The sequence below is a fragment of the Salmonella enterica subsp. arizonae genome (assembly GCF_008692845.1).
GTDB lineage: Bacteria > Pseudomonadota > Gammaproteobacteria > Enterobacterales > Enterobacteriaceae > Salmonella > Salmonella arizonae.
Genome location: NZ_VXJW01000003.1, coordinates 241,736 through 259,092 on the forward strand (window position 1 = coordinate 241,736; position 17,357 = coordinate 259,092).

16 protein-coding genes are annotated in these 17,357 nt (G+C 54.5%); 4 read left to right on the plus strand and 12 right to left on the minus strand.

Features of this window, described 5'->3' with window-relative positions:
• Positions 1-12: 12 nt before the first annotated feature.
• From tmcA to dapA, 5 genes are all read right to left on the minus strand, one after another.
• Complete coding sequence (gene tmcA, locus F4V61_RS08380) at positions 13-2,031, minus strand: tRNA cytosine(34) acetyltransferase TmcA (protein WP_001279805.1); 2,019 nt, start codon at positions 2,029-2,031, stop codon at positions 13-15.
• Between the two features lie 15 nt (positions 2,032-2,046).
• On the minus strand, positions 2,047-2,910 hold the full coding sequence (gene ypfJ, locus F4V61_RS08385; protein ID WP_024131796.1) for a KPN_02809 family neutral zinc metallopeptidase: 864 nt from the start codon (positions 2,908-2,910) through the stop codon (positions 2,047-2,049).
• Between the two features lie 130 nt (positions 2,911-3,040).
• Positions 3,041-3,754 (minus strand): phosphoribosylaminoimidazolesuccinocarboxamide synthase, encoded by a 714-nt coding sequence (gene purC, locus F4V61_RS08390; protein WP_001171624.1) that lies wholly within the window; start codon positions 3,752-3,754, stop codon positions 3,041-3,043.
• A 185-nt stretch (positions 3,755-3,939) separates the two neighbouring features.
• Positions 3,940-4,974, minus strand: a complete 1,035-nt coding sequence (bamC, locus tag F4V61_RS08395) for an outer membrane protein assembly factor BamC (RefSeq protein WP_000331874.1) — start codon at positions 4,972-4,974, stop codon at positions 3,940-3,942.
• A 16-nt stretch (positions 4,975-4,990) separates the two neighbouring features.
• Complete coding sequence (gene dapA / locus F4V61_RS08400; RefSeq protein ID WP_000494021.1) at positions 4,991-5,869, minus strand: 4-hydroxy-tetrahydrodipicolinate synthase; 879 nt, start codon at positions 5,867-5,869, stop codon at positions 4,991-4,993.
• Between the two features lie 145 nt (positions 5,870-6,014).
• Here dapA and F4V61_RS08405 point away from each other — a divergent pair, with 145 nt between their 5' ends.
• Together F4V61_RS08405 and bcp are read left to right on the plus strand one after the other, a co-directional pair.
• Positions 6,015-6,587, plus strand: coding sequence for a glycine cleavage system transcriptional repressor (locus tag F4V61_RS08405; RefSeq protein WP_000189059.1), 573 nt, complete (start codon positions 6,015-6,017; stop codon positions 6,585-6,587).
• Complete coding sequence (gene bcp, locus F4V61_RS08410; RefSeq protein ID WP_001068686.1) at positions 6,587-7,057, plus strand: thioredoxin-dependent thiol peroxidase; 471 nt, start codon at positions 6,587-6,589, stop codon at positions 7,055-7,057. Before F4V61_RS08405 ends, bcp begins: the two co-directional genes overlap by 1 nt.
• 44 nt (positions 7,058-7,101) lie before the next feature.
• Here the strand turns inward: bcp and F4V61_RS08415 are convergent, their stop codons facing one another.
• The 4 genes from F4V61_RS08415 to F4V61_RS08430 all read right to left on the minus strand — a co-directional run bounded on the left by F4V61_RS08415 (position 7,102) and on the right by F4V61_RS08430 (position 12,115).
• Positions 7,102-8,241 (minus strand): glycerate kinase, encoded by a 1,140-nt coding sequence (locus F4V61_RS08415; protein ID WP_038394945.1) that lies wholly within the window; start codon positions 8,239-8,241, stop codon positions 7,102-7,104.
• A 5-nt stretch (positions 8,242-8,246) separates the two neighbouring features.
• A complete protein-coding gene (locus F4V61_RS08420; RefSeq protein WP_000200872.1) occupies positions 8,247-9,515 on the minus strand; it encodes a GntP family permease in 1,269 nt (422 codons plus the stop codon).
• A gap of 67 nt (positions 9,516-9,582) precedes the next feature.
• A complete protein-coding gene (locus tag F4V61_RS08425; RefSeq protein WP_001265348.1) occupies positions 9,583-10,770 on the minus strand; it encodes a sugar diacid recognition domain-containing protein in 1,188 nt (395 codons plus the stop codon).
• 277 nt (positions 10,771-11,047) lie between these two features.
• On the minus strand, positions 11,048-12,115 hold the full coding sequence (locus F4V61_RS08430; protein ID WP_000892062.1) for an AI-2E family transporter: 1,068 nt from the start codon (positions 12,113-12,115) through the stop codon (positions 11,048-11,050).
• Between the two features lie 207 nt (positions 12,116-12,322).
• Here F4V61_RS08430 and bepA point away from each other — a divergent pair, with 207 nt between their 5' ends.
• Complete coding sequence (bepA, locus tag F4V61_RS08435; protein WP_000489688.1) at positions 12,323-13,786, plus strand: beta-barrel assembly-enhancing protease; 1,464 nt, start codon at positions 12,323-12,325, stop codon at positions 13,784-13,786.
• Positions 13,787-13,825: 39 nt separating this feature from the next.
• Positions 13,826-14,185, plus strand: a complete 360-nt coding sequence (gene arsC / locus F4V61_RS08440) for an arsenate reductase (glutaredoxin) (protein WP_038394941.1) — start codon at positions 13,826-13,828, stop codon at positions 14,183-14,185.
• Between the two features lie 26 nt (positions 14,186-14,211).
• Here the strand turns inward: arsC and F4V61_RS08445 are convergent, their stop codons facing one another.
• The 3 genes from F4V61_RS08445 to upp all read right to left on the minus strand — a co-directional run bounded on the left by F4V61_RS08445 (position 14,212) and on the right by upp (position 17,011).
• On the minus strand, positions 14,212-14,913 hold the full coding sequence (locus F4V61_RS08445) for a DnaA inactivator Hda (RefSeq protein ID WP_061835882.1): 702 nt from the start codon (positions 14,911-14,913) through the stop codon (positions 14,212-14,214).
• Positions 14,914-15,007: 94 nt separating this feature from the next.
• Complete coding sequence (gene uraA / locus F4V61_RS08450; RefSeq protein ID WP_079827473.1) at positions 15,008-16,297, minus strand: uracil permease; 1,290 nt, start codon at positions 16,295-16,297, stop codon at positions 15,008-15,010.
• 87 nt (positions 16,298-16,384) lie between these two features.
• Positions 16,385-17,011, minus strand: a complete 627-nt coding sequence (gene upp / locus F4V61_RS08455; RefSeq protein ID WP_000706208.1) for a uracil phosphoribosyltransferase — start codon at positions 17,009-17,011, stop codon at positions 16,385-16,387.
• Positions 17,012-17,357: the final 346 nt, after the last annotated feature.

Genomic DNA, 17,357 nt, shown 5'->3' on the forward strand with positions numbered 1-17,357 from the left:
GGAAAGTTATCGCTATCCGGCATGGTTCTCACCGCCGGGCATGACGTCGCGTAAACGCTGCGTTCGCCCGGCATCCAGCGCAATCACCGCCTGCGCAGCCTGCGCACGCTGCAACGCCAGCAGCGCCTTACGACCTGAAACGTGTAGCCGGGCGCACAATTCGGCATCGCTGGCTTTTTCCTCCAGCCGCCCTCTCAGCGCCGGCAATGGCAATGCGCTGTATTGCAGTAAACGATGCAGGCAACCTAACGATGTCAGTAGCGGACGGTGCGCGAACGCAAAACCGACCAGCTCACGCCAGTCTTCATCATCAAGCGCCTGTTCGCGTAACGCTGCCAGCGGTATCGCCTCGCCGTTCCACTGCGTCAGGATATCCGCATCGCGGCGCAGACGCCGGTGCTCCTGTTGCGCGAGCCGTTTTCCCGCGTCGCTCAGCGGCAATAACGCCATCGCCGTATAGCAACCGCTGCTCGCCTCCCGATGGTTGCCCATCCGTACCAGCACAAAGCCGCAGCGTTGCCAGAAACGCCACAGCTCCGGCGTATAGCCGAAGCTGACGGAAAGATAATCACACTGCGCCGCCTGCACGCACGCGCAGGCAATCAACTGCTGACCGATGCCTTCGCGCTGGCGGGCGGGGTGCACCGCGATACGGCTTACGCGACGCCCGACCAGCGTCGCGGCTAAAGGGTCGCTACCGTGCGCCGCCAGCGACTGCGCCACCAGATTTCCACGCGGACGCCGGAAACCGCACCATACAGCCTGACTGAGTTCTGCGGATAGCCCTCCCTCTTCGACCAGCCAGAGGGCGCCCGCCACACGGTTATTCGCCGTGGCCTGCAAGAAATGCTGCCCTGGCGCATCCATCATTCGGCGCAGATCCAGCGGCGAAGTACGATAGTGCGCCCCCGACAGTAACTGATACACAGCCCTCGGCAACGCGGGCGTCTCCCCCCAGGCCTGTTGGTAAAACGCCGAGATTGCTATCGCGCCATGTGGCGCCTGCGCAAATGCTTCATCGTCGAATATCAGCGCCTCGCTGACGATATTTTCCAGCGGGCATTCTGGCGCCCAGCGGACAGGCTGACGAAGCGTGAAGCGGTGAAGCTGCGGAAAACGGGCGCAAAACTTAAGTAAAAAACCGCGTCCGGTGCCTTCGTAGCCCTGAACGGTGGTAGTCAGTAGCGTGCGGGGAAAGCGCGAAACCAGTTGCAACAGCAGCGGCGCAGGGATTGCCGCCGCCTCGTCAACAACCAGCCAGTCGGCTCTTGCCTCGCTCGCCAGCAGCGCATCCGGCGCGATAAAACAGAACCGCCCGCCGGCAAACGTTGCCAGGATGTCCGTTGCCGATTTCGCTGGCGCGGTAACGATAGCCGTACCCGTCATCTGTGAGATGAATTGCCCGGCCAACGCCGATTTGCCGCGCCCGCGGGCGGCAATCACCGTAGCCACGCCGGGCGGCATCTCAAGTAAACGCGATAAGATAGCCGCCTGATCCGGCTGCGGCTCGCCGGTGGCCGGTCGCCAGCGTTCGCGGGCAGGATAAGATGGCCAGCAAAACGGCAGGTTCTGTCGCCAAAGCAACGTCTGCGGATCGCGGGAGAGAGTCCGTTTAAGATGCTGTGCGAACTGCGGCGTGGGGATCGGCTGCGCGCAATCGCTCCAGCGAAGTGAATCGGTATCGGGCCTGCATTCCCACGCCTCATACGGCGGCATCAGCAGAAGCAGCCAGCTTCCGGCCTGCAAGGTCCCGCTCAGGGCCGCAAACGCAGCGGCGTCAAAGCCCTGCCAGGCATCAAATATCGCATGACGGAATTCGCGCCCCAGCAGCATTTGAAGCGCCTGTGGTGTACAGCGCGGTTCTGCGGGCGCGTCAGGCGCGACCCACAGCCAGTCGCCGGGCAACGCAGCGCGCATTGCCTCGGCCCGTTCCCGGCACCAGGCCGCGTCGCCGCTAATGACCAGTAAACGGCGAATGCCTTCCTGTATCATTTGTGACGTTAACGCCTGTAGCGCATCGATATCAGACATCCTTGCCCCGATTGATCAAAAGTTTTTGCCAAACGTATTACATTGCGCCGGGTCGCCGCTGTCAAATCCGCGCTTAAACCAACTGTAGCGCTGCTCTGAGGTGCCGTGTGTGAAACTGTCCGGCACCACGCGCCCCTGCCCCTGTTGCTGTAAGCGATCGTCGCCGATAGCCTGTGCGGCATTGAGCGCCTCTTCAAGATCGCCCGCCTCCAGTACGCCTTGCTGCTGCATACTGTGTCCCCACACGCCGGCAAAGCAATCCGCCTGTAGCTCCATGCGCACCGAAAGGCGATTCACCTCCGTTTGCGACGCGTTTTGCTGCAACTGTCGTACTTTCGGCTCAATACCTAACAGTTTTTGTACGTGGTGGCCGACTTCGTGGGCGATGACATACCCCTGGGCAAAATCACCGTCCGCGCCCAGCTTATTTTTCATGTCATCATAAAAAGAGAGATCGATATATACGGTGCCGTCCGCCGGGCAGTAAAACGGCCCCATCACGGACTGACCCGCACCACAGCCAGTGCGCGTCATACCACGGTACATCACCAGTTTTGGCTGCTGATAGCCGCGCCCCATTTTTTGAAAGAGTTGCCCCCAGGTATCTTCGGTCGTCGCCAGGATCACCGAGGTAAATTTTGCCGCTTCATCATCATTGGGGCTTATCGAACGCGTCGACTGCTGCTGCGAAACCGGCTGACCGGTCAACAGACTGGTTAAATCCACCCCATAGTACCCTGCGACCAACACCACCACCAACAGAATGATGCCGCCTTTCCCGCGCGGAAGACGAAAGCCAGGGCCACCCATCGAGGGGCCGCCTGGCCGATTACGTCTGTCTTCTACGTTGTTGCTTTCTCGACGCCCTTGCCAGCGCATAATTATCTCTCCATCTATTTGTTATACAGATGATCGTAGGCGGTCAGGCGCAGGATTACCACAGATAAACGCTATCAGAATGAGGAAAGGATGATACCGGAGAGCGGTTGCCCCCCGGTCAGAAGCGGGATTAATCTAATTTCACGCCCAGGCGACGCGCGACGGCTTCATAGGCTTCAATCAGACCGCCCAGACTCTGGCGGAAGCGGTCTTTGTCCATTTTATCCAGCGTCTCTTTATCCCACAGGCGGCTGCCGTCCGGCGAAAACTCATCGCCCAGCACCACTTCGCCTTTATACAGGCCAAACTCCAGTTTGAAGTCCACCAGGATGAGACCAGCATCATCAAACAGTTTTTTCAGTACATCATTGGCTTTGTAGGTTAACGCTTTCATACGCGCCAGATTTTCCTGGCTTACCCACCCGAAAGTTTCGCAGTAGGAACTATTCACCATCGGGTCGTGCAGCGCGTCGTTTTTCAGGAACAGATCAAATATCGGCGGGTTAAGCTCCATGCCTTCTTCCACGCCCAGACGCTTGACCAGCGACCCTGCCGCACGGTTGCGCACCACACATTCAACCGGCACCATCTCCAGCTTCTTCACCAGACACTCCGTATCAGACAGCAAACGTTCCATCTGGGTTGGGATGCCCGCCTCGGCCAGTTTGGTCATAATGAAATGGTTAAATTTGTTGTTTACCATGCCCTTGCGATCAAACTTTTCAATGCGCGCGCCATCTCCTGCTGACGTATCATTGCGGAATTCGAGCACCAACAGGTCCGGGTTTTCCGTGCTGTATACGGTTTTCGCTTTACCACGATACAACTCAGCTTGCTTTTGCATCTTTAACACTCCTGGGTGTGAATTAACGATAAATATTCATTTCCTGCTACGCCTGCCGGAGGGCGCTGCGCTTATCCGGCCTGTAATTGTGGTGCGAAATAACGGTTAAATCGCGTTTTTGTATCGACGCACACGTTTGCGTATCTTATCAGAAAAAAGGGCCGGATTGCTCCAGCCCTGTTAAATTACTTGTTGAACGCCGCCTGGAAGACGGCAACCAGCGCATCATTCTGGCTTTGCGTCAGGGTATGCCCCTTAGGATCGATAAACTGCAAGCTGCTGCGGTTATCTAAATCACCGACCTGCAATTTATAGTCTCCGGAGGGCAGGCCCGGATCGCTTGCGCCCAGCTCCCGCCAGTCGCTGTCAGACAATGGTTTGTACGTTACCGCCATGCTGCCCTGCGAGCGAGTGCTGTCGGTGACTTTCATGCCCGCTTTTTCCAGCGCGGCCGGCAGACGCTGCCATACCACGTTAAACGGACCGCGAACGACCAGCATGGGTAAACCGGTATCATCAGCGGCGCTCTGCACATCCATCGTTGCGGCGGAACGGCTCTGCGCGGCATTTGCCGCATCCGTTGCGGTCTTATCCAAACCGGCGGAAATGACGTTCATCATTTCAGTGCTGTAGCGCTGCAACGACGCCGCATCGGCGACCGGCTTGCCAGCCTGTTCCAGATTAACCAGTTTTACCGTTACCGCCTGCTGATAGCCTTGCGGCTTCACCGAGATTTGATAACGTCCGCGATACTGTTCGTCTTCATCCAGGCGGTTCCAGTTCACCCAATCGGTCATCAGGGTCTGGCTGGCATCGTCACGTTTTTCAATCGGATAATTTTTCGCCTGAATCACGCTGACGACTTGCGGCCAAAGCGTGCTGCTACGGCCATTTTCCACCAATAGCGTGGCGGTATCGCCAGAGAACTGGGTGCGCGCGCCGCTCACTAACGCTAACGGCTGCGCCGGCGGACGGATATCCAACGCCTTACCAACCGCGCCGCTCCCCTTCGTGACCGGAATAACGTAGTCGCCGGTCGTTATCGGCAGAATCATGCCTGCCGGGGCGTGAAGTTCAGCAAGCGGCGCGGCATCCAGATAAGATTCATCGCCGCTTACCTGGCGCTTATAGCGCGAATCGGAACTACAGGCAGCGAGCAGCAAAACAAGCGAAACACCCGCAACCTTCGCCAGGCGCGACTTTTGTACTGAGTAAGCCATCAAATCTCCCTAAACTTTACAGCAGGCCAGCATGCTGAAGCGCTGCTTTGACGATATCACGGCCATTGTCCGTGATAGGCGTCATTGGCAGGCGCAGCGTGTCGGTCGCCACAAGACCCAATGCCTTACATGCCCATTTCACCGGGATAGGATTGGGTTCGACAAATAGTTTGTTGTGTAACGGCATCAGACGCTGATTGATAACGCGCGCCTCGGTAAATTGCCCTTCCGCCGCCAGTTTGCACATATCAGCCATATCGCGCGCCGCTACGTTAGCCGTAACGGAAATCACGCCATGCCCCCCCAATTGCATAAAGTCCAGCGCAGACGCATCATCGCCGCTAAGCAGAATAAAATCGTCTGAAACCAGCTCTTTGATCTGGTGAACGCGGGTTAAGTTCCCTGTCGCCTCTTTGATAGCGATAATATTTTTTATTTCCGCCAGACGACCCACGGTTTCCGGCAGCATATCGCAGCCGGTACGGGACGGCACATTATACAAAATTTGCGGCAAGTCAGTGTGTTCCGCGATGGCTTTGAAATGCTGGAACAAACCTTCCTGCGTGGGGCGATTGTAGTACGGCGTCACCGTCAGGCAACCAACAACGCCACTGTCGTTAAAGCGCTGCGTCAGGCTAATCGCTTCCGCGGTCGCGTTTGCGCCCGTGCCGGCGATAACCGGAATACGTCCGTCAGCCAGTTCCAGCGTCATCATCACGACATCGCCATGTTCATCATGGCTTAGCGTGGCGGACTCGCCGGTGGTGCCAACCGAAACAATCGCCGAGGTACCGTTGGCGACATGATAATCAATGAGTTTTTTCAGGCAAGACCTACTGACATTACCTTTCTCATCCATCGGCGTAACAAGCGCGACAATACTTCCCGTGAACATGGGCCATCCTCTGTGCAAACAAGTGCTTCAATGGTACGTTTGGTATGGCAATAAAAGCAAGCGACCAGAGCCGTTCTGATTGTTGTATGCAGGTTTTTTTTATGCTTTCCTTAAGATTACTTCACCGCGCAAAGGAATAACTGGTTTGACACCGTCATCACAACACTATCTGGTTATCACTGCTCTGGGCGCCGACAGGCCCGGCATTGTGAATACCATTACTCGCCATGTCAGTAGTTGCGGCTGTAATATCGAAGACAGTCGACTGGCGATGCTGGGCGATGAATTCACGTTTATTATGCTGTTGTCCGGCACGTGGAATGCGATTACCCTGATTGAATCGACATTGCCGTTGAAAGGCGCAGAGCTGGATCTGCTGATTGTGATGAAACGGACATCCGACCGCCCCCGCCCGGCAATGCCCGCGACGGTATGGGTTCAGGTTGAGGTCGCCGACTCCCCGCATTTAATTGAGCGATTCACCGCGCTGTTTGATAGTCATGAAATGAATATTGCGGAGCTGGTCTCCCGCACACAGCCGGCTGAAGGCGATAAAGCCGCGCAATTATTTATTCAAATCACCGCACATAGTCCGGCGTCGCAAAATTCCGCAAATATTGAGCAAGCCTTTAAAGCACTATGTACAGAACTCAATGCGCAAGGCAGTATAAACGTCGTCAATTACTCACAACATGATGAACAGGATGGAGTTAAGTAATGAATCCACTGAAAGCCGGTGATATCGCACCGAAATTTAGCTTGCCGGATCAAGACGGAGAACAAGTAAATTTGACCGACTTCCAGGGACAGCGCGTTCTGGTTTACTTTTACCCAAAAGCCATGACACCCGGCTGTACCGTGCAGGCCTGCGGCTTACGCGATAACATGGACGAGCTCAAAAAAGCAGGCGTGGACGTGCTGGGTATCAGCACCGATAAACCTGAAAAACTCTCCCGTTTCGCTGAAAAAGAGCTGCTGAATTTTACCCTTTTGTCCGATGAAAACCATCAGGTGTGTGAACAGTTCGGCGTCTGGGGCGAAAAATCATTTATGGGCAAAACGTATGACGGCATTCACCGCATCAGCTTTTTGATTGATGCTGACGGTAAAATTGAACACGTTTTTAATGACTTTAAAACCAGCAATCACCATGATGTGGTGCTGAACTGGCTAAAAGAAAACGCGTAACACCTCTCAGGCCGCGTATCAGCGCGACCTGAGAGGTGAAGGCGTCAGGCTTGCCGCGCCAGACGCCATATCGCCGCCACATTGCGCGCCGACAGACTCAGGTTATATTCTGCCTCGTATAACGCTTCCGGCAGCGTAACGATGTGCGACAAAATCGATAGCGCCGCATCGATACCCTGTTGATACACAACATGATGATCGTGTTGTAGCCCGCCGGCGAGCGCGATAACCGGTTTATTGTACCGCTTCGCTACTCTGGCGACGCCAATCGGCGTCTTGCCGCAAATACTTTGGCTGTCCAGACGCCCTTCCCCGGTAATCACCAGATCGGCGTCTTCAACCGCTTGCTCAAGCTGTAACGTTTCTACGACAATCTCTACGCCGGCGCGTAATTCCGCATTGAGCAACCCTAAAAGCGCAGCGCCCATCCCGCCTGCCGCGCCCGCGCCGGGAGCGTTAACTACTTCACGTCCCGTAGCCAAATAAATATGCCTACCCCAGTTTTCCAGCGCCGCGTCCAGCGTGTCCACCATTTCCGCTGTCGCCCCTTTTTGTGGGCCAAAGACGGCCGATGCGCCCTGGGGACCACACAGCGGATTGTTGACATCGCACGCCACAGTTATCGATACCTGGCGCAGCAATGGGTGACAGCCGGACAGATCGATAGAGGCCAGCGCCGCCAGCGCCTCGCCGCCAGGGGGAAGCGAGCGCCCCTGTTTATCGCGCAATATAACGCCAAGCGCCTGCATCATCCCCGCGCCGCCGTCATTCGTCGCGCTGCCGCCAATCCCCAGAATAATACGCTTTACGCCCCGCTCCAGCGCCGCGACGATTAACTCGCCGGTGCCATAGCTGGTGGTATTAAGCGGGTTGCGCAATTCAGGGGAAACGTGATGCAGTCCGGATGCCGCCGCCATTTCAATCACCGCGGTATCGCTATCGCCCAGCATCCCCCAACGCGCGGTCACCGGTTGCCCAAGCGGACCTCGTACTTGTTGGTCAACATAACGTCCGCCGCTGGCTTCCACCATCGACTGCACGGTTCCTTCCCCGCCATCCGCCATGGGCACTTTAACGTAGTCGGCGTCAGGATAAATTTCACGAAACCCTTTTTCTATCGCTCCGGCGACGGCCATTGCGGACAAACTTTCTTTAAATGAATCAGGCGCAATAACAATTTTCATAGGGATTATCCTGCAAAACCAAAGAAGCCGAACATCAGGGTGGAAATAAAGGTAATCGTTAAACCCACAAGCGTTTCATACGGCATTAGCTTTAAACGCTCATGAATTTGCATATTGACGCTACCGCCTGTCGCGTGGAAAAAACTGCCGTGCGGCAGATGGTCCAGTACCGTGGCGCCCGCATGGATCATGGCGGCTCCCGCCAGGGCGGAAACGCCAAGTTCAAGTAGCGTGGGAGAGAAAACGCCGGACGCTACCGCCGTTCCCGCCGTGGTTGAGGCCGTCGCCATTGACATCATGGCGCCAGACACCGGCGCCAGCAGCCAGGACGGCAATCCCGAAGCGGTGAGGCCATGAATCAGGACATCTTTAAGTTCGGAATTAGCGATAATGCCGGCCAGCGTGCCGGTTCCCAGCAACATAATAGCGACAGGCGCCATACGCATCAGACCGGCGACCATGTACTGGTTACAGTGGCGCGCGCGTCCCATCAACAGCAGACCGACCAACCCGCCTACGGGCAGGGCAATTAACGGGTCAATGGAAATACCGGCAAACGGACGTAAAGAAAGCAGGAAAATAGCGACCAGAGGCGCGCTAATCGCCACCAGAAAACCGGGCCTGGCGACGGTATCATCATGGTGAGTCACTTCATGGTCGGCGACGCCCACGCCTTTATTATTCAGCCGTTTCGCTAACAGATAGGCGATAATAAGCCCAACGATACCCGGAACCACGCCCGCCAGCATAATAGAGGTAAGAGGAACATGAAACGCATCGGAGGCGGCAATGGCGTTCGGGTTAGGTGACATCACGTTACCCGCTTTGCCGCCGCCGATCATCGCCAGCAGAATAGCGCTTTTTGACAGATCCGCATTACGCGCAATCGACAGCGCAATCGGCGCGACGGTAATCACCGCCACATCGATAAATACGCCGACGGCGGTCAGGCATAGCGTAGCAATGGCTAATGCCAATAATGCCCGGGTTTCTCCCACCTTGCGCACAACCGTCTCAGCAATCGTATTCGCCGCTCCGGACTCAATTAATACGCCAGCCAGTACACCTGCGGCCAGAATACGTAATACGGCATTAACGATGCCCTGCGCGCCTGACACCATCAGCGAAACGGTTTGCAGAAGATCGGCGCCGCCAATCAAACCGCCGACCAGTGCGCCCGCCATCATGCCGTAGGCCGGCGACACTCTTCTTAAAATTAATACGATGGCCACGACCAATGCGGCAATGGCTCCCAGGGTGGATATCGACGTCATATACAGCGCCTCCTTTAACATGGAACGCGCAGTATGGGAAAGCCAGTCTAAAAATCCGCTGGAGATTTCAACAAATTTCGTTCCAGCCAGGCAACGGTAACTTGTCGGTCGGTACAGATTCGGCCTGGAGCTCCATACCGATATAAAGCCAAAGCGTACTTTTTAACTCATTGATTTTTATATGCGTAATATCTTCACAGCGTTGTAAGCGATAGCGCAATGTATTTACATGAATATGCAATGCTTTGGCTGTTTGCGTCAGGTCACAATTATGTTCAAACCAGGTCCGCAGCGTCTGTTGCAATACGCCTTTCGCATCATGTTGCGCCAGTTGCAGCCACAAACGCGATAACTCCTGCACTTGCCAACGTTCAGACAGCCCGCTTAGCAGCGCGGGGAGCGCGTGGTCATGATAAAAAATGTACTGGCTGCGCAGCTTTTGTCTTTTCGCCATCGCCTGGGTGGCCCTGGCGGTGAGCAAAGAACGGTGCAATCCCGTCTCGCCGGCAAAATAGCCCCCCACCAAAATACGGCTAAAACCTGAGGATGCAGCCCATGATTTAAACATCTGCAATTCACCCATTTCCTGGCGGGTGTTCCACTTTCCCTCTTTTAACGTGATAGGCTTAATAATGATTAATTCGTTAAATTCGGTAAACGTCACCAAATGGTTGCGCGCATGATTCTCGAAATAATCCATTACATTGCGCAGCGCTTCGCGATCCGGCTGAGAAAGTTCAATAATCAGCACCACTCTGGGAACCGCCAGATCAATGCCCAGATAGGCCGCCATAGAGCGCAACGACTCTGTCGAGTTTTCTCGCAAAATCAACTGATTAATTAACTCTTCACGATAGCGTTTATCCCACTGTCTCTGCTCGATCAGCACCATATGCTCGATCACCAGCTCCGCCGCCATTTTCACCAGCTCGGCATAAGCGCGGACCTGCTCCGGCTCGCCGGTAATGCCTACCACGCCAATGAGTTGTTCATGAAAAGAGATAGGGAGATTAATGCCGGATCTCACGCCTTTGAGCTGATTTGCGGTGGCGGAATCAATTTCTACAATACGGTTTTCCTTCAGCGCCAGGATAGCCCCTTCGTGACGCTGATGAAGCCGTGAAGGTTCGCCAGACGCGATAATAACGCCATGTTCATCCATGACGTTTACCGAGTAAGGAATAATTTTCATGGCTCGCTGTACAATTTGCCGCGCGGTATACCCTTTCAAGTAATGTTTTCTCAACACACGCATTCCCTGTTTCGTTATCGCTTTACATTAAAAAAAGCAAACTCGTATCAATGATGTCATTTATTAACGAATTTCTCAGAAGAATGCTTAGGCTGAGTCACCAAATTTTGGCTGTTTTACGCGAAGAGATTTGTAGGTTCCAACAATAAAAATGCCGCAATACGGTGCGGCATTAAAAAAAAGATCGGCTTTCTAAGCGCTTGTCCCCCATTACGAATGCGCAAAATGGCGACAGGACACTATGATGCCGTTCACGCTTTACAACTTTCGTACAGACCGCTTAGGATGAGGTATCCGTCACCTGACCATCCGGCCATGCATGGACGACCGCTTTAATCAGCGTCGCCAACGGAATGGCGAAAAATACGCCCCAGAATCCCCACAGACCGCCGAAAATCACTACCGACAGGATAATCACCAGAGGATGCAGATTAACCGCTTCGGAGAAAAGCACCGGTACCAGTAGATTGCCATCCAGCGCCTGAATGATCAGATAAACGGCAAAACAGCTCCAGAACTCCGTCCCCAGGCCAAACTGAAACAGCGCGACACCCACCACCGGAATGGTCACCACAAAGGCGCCGATATAAGGGATCAAAACTGAAAAGCCCACCAGCACCGCCAGCAGTAGCGAATAGTTGAGGCCAAACAGCAAAAAAACCAGCCAGGTCGCCACGCCCACTACGACCATCTCCAGCACTTTTCCGCGGATATAGTTGGTGATCTGCTGATTCATCTCATTCCAGACCTGCCCCGCCAACCCACGATTACGCGGCAGCACGCGGCGCACGGCATTCAGCATCTGCTCTTTATCTTTTACCAGGAAAAAGACCATCAGCGGTACCAGAACCAGATATACCGCCAGCGTCAGTAGCCCGACTAACGAAGCCAACGAATACTTCACCACCGAATCGCCCATGTTAAGCATCCGGGTGCGCATGTTTTCCGCCATCGCATCAATAATGCCCGCATCCATCAGCGCCGGATAACGTCGCGGTAAAGTTGCGGCAAAATCGGACAGTTTATTCAGCATACCGGGCATATCACGAATCAGGTAAATACCCTGCTGCCAGGCAATCGGCATCACTACAAACGCCATCAATAACAGAATGCCGACAAAGAGGATAAGGACAATGGAGGTTGCCCAGCGCCGGGAACAGCCTATCGCCTGCAGGCGCGCCGTTGGCCACTCCAGAAGGTAGGCCAATACGATGGCGACCAGCAGCGGCGCTAACAGTCCGCTAAAGAAAAAGAGGATGCTAAAACCAGCCACCAGAATGACCAGCAAGGCAATCGCCTCCGGGTCGCTGAAGCGACGGCGATACCATTGCATTAACATTTCGAGCATAAAACCCTTCCCAGAACTCAACTGCGGGATTGTAATGCCGAATTGTATCGAAATGTCACAAAAAAGACTTCGCTTTTTATCGTTGATTCAGGAAACTAAAACAGTGAGTCTGTGCTCATCACAGTTACACTTATGAAGTGTCGGAGCGTAGAACGATACTTTACGGCGTTGGTCAAAGGGCTATCTCAAAATAACAGGATAGAGGTTATGTTCAGGCAGTTGAAAAAAAACCTGGTGGCAACCCTCATTGCAGCAGTGGCTCTCGGTCAGGTCGCGCCCGCGTTTGCCGACCCTGCGGACACGCTGCCCGATATGGGAACCTCGGCAGGAAGCACGCTTTCTATTGGACAAGAGATGCAAATGGGCGACTTTTATGTGCGCCAGCTACGCGGTAGCGCGCCGTTAATCAACGATCCGCTGCTGGTGCAATATATTAACGCGCTGGGTATGCGGCTGGTCTCGCACGCCGACTCCGTCAAAACGCCTTTCCACTTTTTTTTGATCAATAATGACGAAATCAACGCCTTCGCGTTCTTTGGCGGCAACGTGGTGCTGCACTCAGCGCTTTTTCGCTATGCGGATAACGAAAGCCAGCTAGCCTCAGTTATGGCGCATGAAATCTCCCACGTTACGCAACGCCACCTGGCGCGCGCGATGGAAGATCAAAAGCGCAGCGCGCCGCTCACATGGGTGGGCGCGCTCGGCTCCATTTTGCTGGCAATGGCCAGCCCACAGGCCGGTATGGCGGCGCTAACCGGCACTCTGGCGGGAACGCGCCAGGGGATGATAAGCTTCACTCAGCAGAATGAGCAAGAAGCCGACCGCATTGGTATTCAGGTACTACAGCGCGCCGGATTTGATCCGCAGGCGATGCCCTCTTTCCTCGAAAAACTGCTCGACCAGGCGCGTTATTCCACGCGCCCGCCTGAGATTTTGCTCACTCACCCCTTACCAGAAAGCCGTCTTGCGGATGCGCGCAACCGCGCAAACCAGATGCACCCGGTTGTGGTGCAATCTTCCTCCGACTTCTACCTCGCCAAAGCGCGTACGCTGGGGATGTATAACTCCGGGCGCAACCAGCTCACTAGCGACCTGCTGGAGCAATGGTCTAAAGGCAATGTGCGTCAGCAACATGCGGCGCAATATGGCCGGGCGTTGCAGGCGATGGAAGCGGGCAAGTACGATGAAGCGCGCAAAACGTTACAGCCGCTATTAAGCGCGGAACCGAACAATGCCTGGTATCTTGACCTCGCCACTGATATTGACCTGGGGCAGAAGAGAGCCAACGACGCGATTAATCGTCTGAAAAATGCCCGCGATCTGCGCGTTAACCCGGTATTGCAGTTAAACCTCGCCAATGCGTACCTCCAGGGAGGCCAGCCGAAAGCGGCGGAAACCATTCTGAATCGCTACACCTTTAGCCATAAAGATGACGGCAACGGCTGGGATCTGCTTGCTCAGGCGGAGGCCGCGCTGAACAACCGCGATCAGGAACTGGCGGCGCGCGCCGAAGGTTACGCGCTGGCGGGACGACTGGATCAGGCAATTTCACTGCTCAGTAGCGCCAGCTCCCTGGCAAAACTGGGCAGCCAGCAACAGGCGCGTTACGATGCGCGTATTGACCAGTTGCGCCAGCTACAGGAACGCTTCAAGCCATACACGAAAATGTAATCGCCGTTTATTAGCCGGATGGCGTCACAAGGAGAACTCATGACCGACACGATTAAAATCTATCACAATCCGCGCTGCTCGAAGAGCCGCGACACGCTGAACCTGCTAAAATCTAACGGCGTGGAACCGGAAGTGGTGCTTTATCTGGATACGCCTGCCGATGGCGCCACCGTGCGTGAACTGCTGCGTATGTTGGGCATGTCCAGCGCACGCGAGCTAATGCGCCAGAAAGAAGACCTTTATAAAACACTTCACCTGGCGGATAGCCAGCTTAGCGAAGAGGCGTTGATTCAGGCGCTGGTTGACCACCCTAAACTGATGGAGCGCCCTATTGTGGTGGCGAATGGTCAGGCGCGTATTGGCCGGCCGCCTGAGCAGGTGCTTGAAATCCTCGGTTAACCTCTGAACGCCGCCGTCGCGGCGTATTACAGTTTCAGGATCTCTTTGACAAACGGGATCGTCAGTTTTCGCTGGGCAGTGATCGAGGCATGATCGAGCTGATCCAGCGTCATAAACAGCGTGCGCATTTCGCGATCGAGACGTTTGAGTAAAAACCGCCCAACATCTTCCGGCAGTTCAAATCCCCGCAGCCGGGCGCGCAACTGTAGCGCCTGAAGTTTATCTTCATCCGAAAGAGGCTGGAGTTTATAGATTTGCCCCCAGTCCAGACGGGAGGCAAGATCGGGCAATCCCAGATTTAACTGTCTTGGCGGGCGATCGCCAGTGATCAATAACCGCGTTTTACCTGACTCCAGAATGCGATTATAGAGATCAAAGATCGCCATCTCCCACAGTTCATCGCCAGCGACGCACTCAATATTATCAATACACACCAGCGAGAGGTGTTCCATACCGTCGAGCACTTCCGGCACGAACCAGGTGCGTTTATCGAGCGGAACGTAGCCTACCGCATCTCCACGCTGCGACAATTCAGCGCAGGCGGCGTGCAGCAAATGGCTGCGGCCCGCGCCTTCACGCGCCCAAAGGTAGATATATCCACTATGTTCCTGGCGCAACACGTTTTGTAACGCGGCCAGTAGAGAGGCGTTATCCCCCGGCCAGAAACTTGCGAAAGTTTCGTCGTCAGGAAGATAAAGTGGCAAAGAGAGCTGTGCCGGTGTGTTCAGAGATACCTCAACCCAGGATTGCATAAAATCGCGCTGAGTTTACCACATAATTCCATCGAGATAGAACCGGGCAGCATCGCTGCCCGGCAACCTGTTACTGATGCGGCGGTTGTGTATCGTTTGCCTCCAGCACCACTTCTTCCGGACGCAACAGGCTAATCAGTTTAAAAATCAGGCTCAGGCCAATCCCGACTATGGTCGCCAGCGCCATCCCTTTCAATTCTGCCGCGCCGATATGCACTTTCGCGCCGCTCACGCCGATGATCAAAATCACTGAGGTAAGGATCAGGTTTTGCGCTTTGTTATAGTCGACTTTCGATTCTATCAATACGCGAATCCCCGACGCGCCGATGACGCCATACAGCAGCAGCGAAACGCCGCCCATCACCGGTAACGGGATAATCTGAATCGCCGCCGCCAGTTTACCGACGCAGGAAAGCAGAATGGCGAAAATCGCCGCGCCGCCGATAACCCAGGTACTGTAAACGCGGGTTATCGCCATCACGCCAATATTTTCACCATAGGTGGTATTTGGCGTGGAACCGAAGAAGCCGGAGACGATCGTCGACAGTCCATTGGCGAACATGGAACGGTGCAAACCGGGATCGCGTACCAGATCTTTTTTGACGATATTCGCCGTCACCACCAGATGACCGACATGCTCGGCAATCACTACCAACGCCGCGGGCAGAATCGTCAGGATCGCGAACCATTCAAAACGCGGCGTATAGAAGGTCGGCAGCGCAAACCAGTGCGCCTGGGCAATCGGCGTGGTATCGACCCCCCCCAGCGCAAATGACAGCGCATAGCCCGCCAGCACGCCAATCAAAATCGGAATGATCGCCAGGAAACCGCGAAACAGTACGGAGCCGAACACCGTCACCGCCAGCGTAGCCATGGAGATAATAATCGTTTTCGTATCCGGCGACTGCCCTTGCGCAGGCAGCAATCCGGCCATCCCCGCCGCGACGCCAGCCAGCTCCAGACCGATGACGGCAACGATTGCGCCCATTGCCGCAGGCGGAAACATCACATCCAGCCAGCCGGTACCCGCTTTTTTAACGATGAAAGAGACCAGACAGAACAACACGCCGCACATAATAAAACCGCCCAGCGCCACTTCATAACCCAGCGGCAGTAACAGTAATACCGGGGAAATAAAGGCAAAGCTCGATCCGAGGTAGGCAGGAATTTTACCTTTGCAGATAAAGAGATACAGCAACGTTCCGATACCGTTAAACAGCAGAACCGTCGCGGGGTTGATATGAAACAGAACTGGCACCAGCACGGTCGCGCCAAACATGGCGAAAAGGTGTTGCAAACTAAGCGGGATTGTTTGTAAAAGCGGCGGTCTTTCACTCACCCCGATAGCACGGCGCGTCATAGTGTTTTCCTCTGAGTGTGTTTGTTATGGGTTGTTTTATTCAAAAAAAAGCCGACTCTTGAAGTCGGCTCTTAATTATTTATTCACTTATTTAGTACCAAAAATCTTATCGCCGGCATCGCCAAGCCCTGGAATAATGTATCCATGCTCGTTAAGACCCTGATCGATAGAGGCGGTGTACAGTTCAACGTCCGGGTGCGCTTTTTCCAGCGCCGCAATACCTTCCGGCGCGGCGACCAGCACCAGTACCTTAATGCTGCTACAGCCTGCTTTTTTCAGCAGGTCAATGGTCGCGATGACGGAACCGCCGGTCGCCAGCATCGGGTCGACAATCAGCGCCATGCGCTCATCAATGTTCGATACCAGCTTCTGGAAATAAGGCACTGGTTCAAGCGTCTCTTCGTTACGGTACATCCCTACGACGCTGATACGCGCGCTCGGTACATTTTCAAGTACGCCTTCCATCATGCCCAGCCCCGCACGCAGAATCGGCACAACGGTAATCTTTTTACCTTTGATCTGGTCGATTTCCACCGGGCCGTTCCAGCCTTCGATGGTGACTTTTTCCGTTTCCAGGTCGGCTGTCGCTTCATACGTTAGCAGGCTGCCTACTTCTGAGGCGAGTTCACGAAAGCGTTTAGTGCTAATGTCGTTTTCACGCATCAGACCCAGCTTGTGTTTGACGAGTGGGTGTTTGACTTCCACGATCTTCATACTCTTCTCCTATCCTCAGATGACTGGCAACCACAAAAAAATCGCCGGATTATACCGCTTTTCCTCTCTGGCGCAACACAAGGTATGCTTGACCTGGATCAACCAAAAGCGCTGATATCGGAAAAGTGAGTATAAATCACTCACATTGAAACCGGCGGTGACGGCTAGCAACTCTTTGAATTTTAGAAATTTTAAGGGTAAACAACCTTTCTCGACCGCATGTAATAAACTAAGTGCTGGATATCCTTTTCTCTTTTACCGACAGGGAAAATTTTCAAGCGGCGAGCGACACTGTGCCAAAAACCGCCTGAACATACAGGGCGCAGACCATACTCGCAAACGTTTG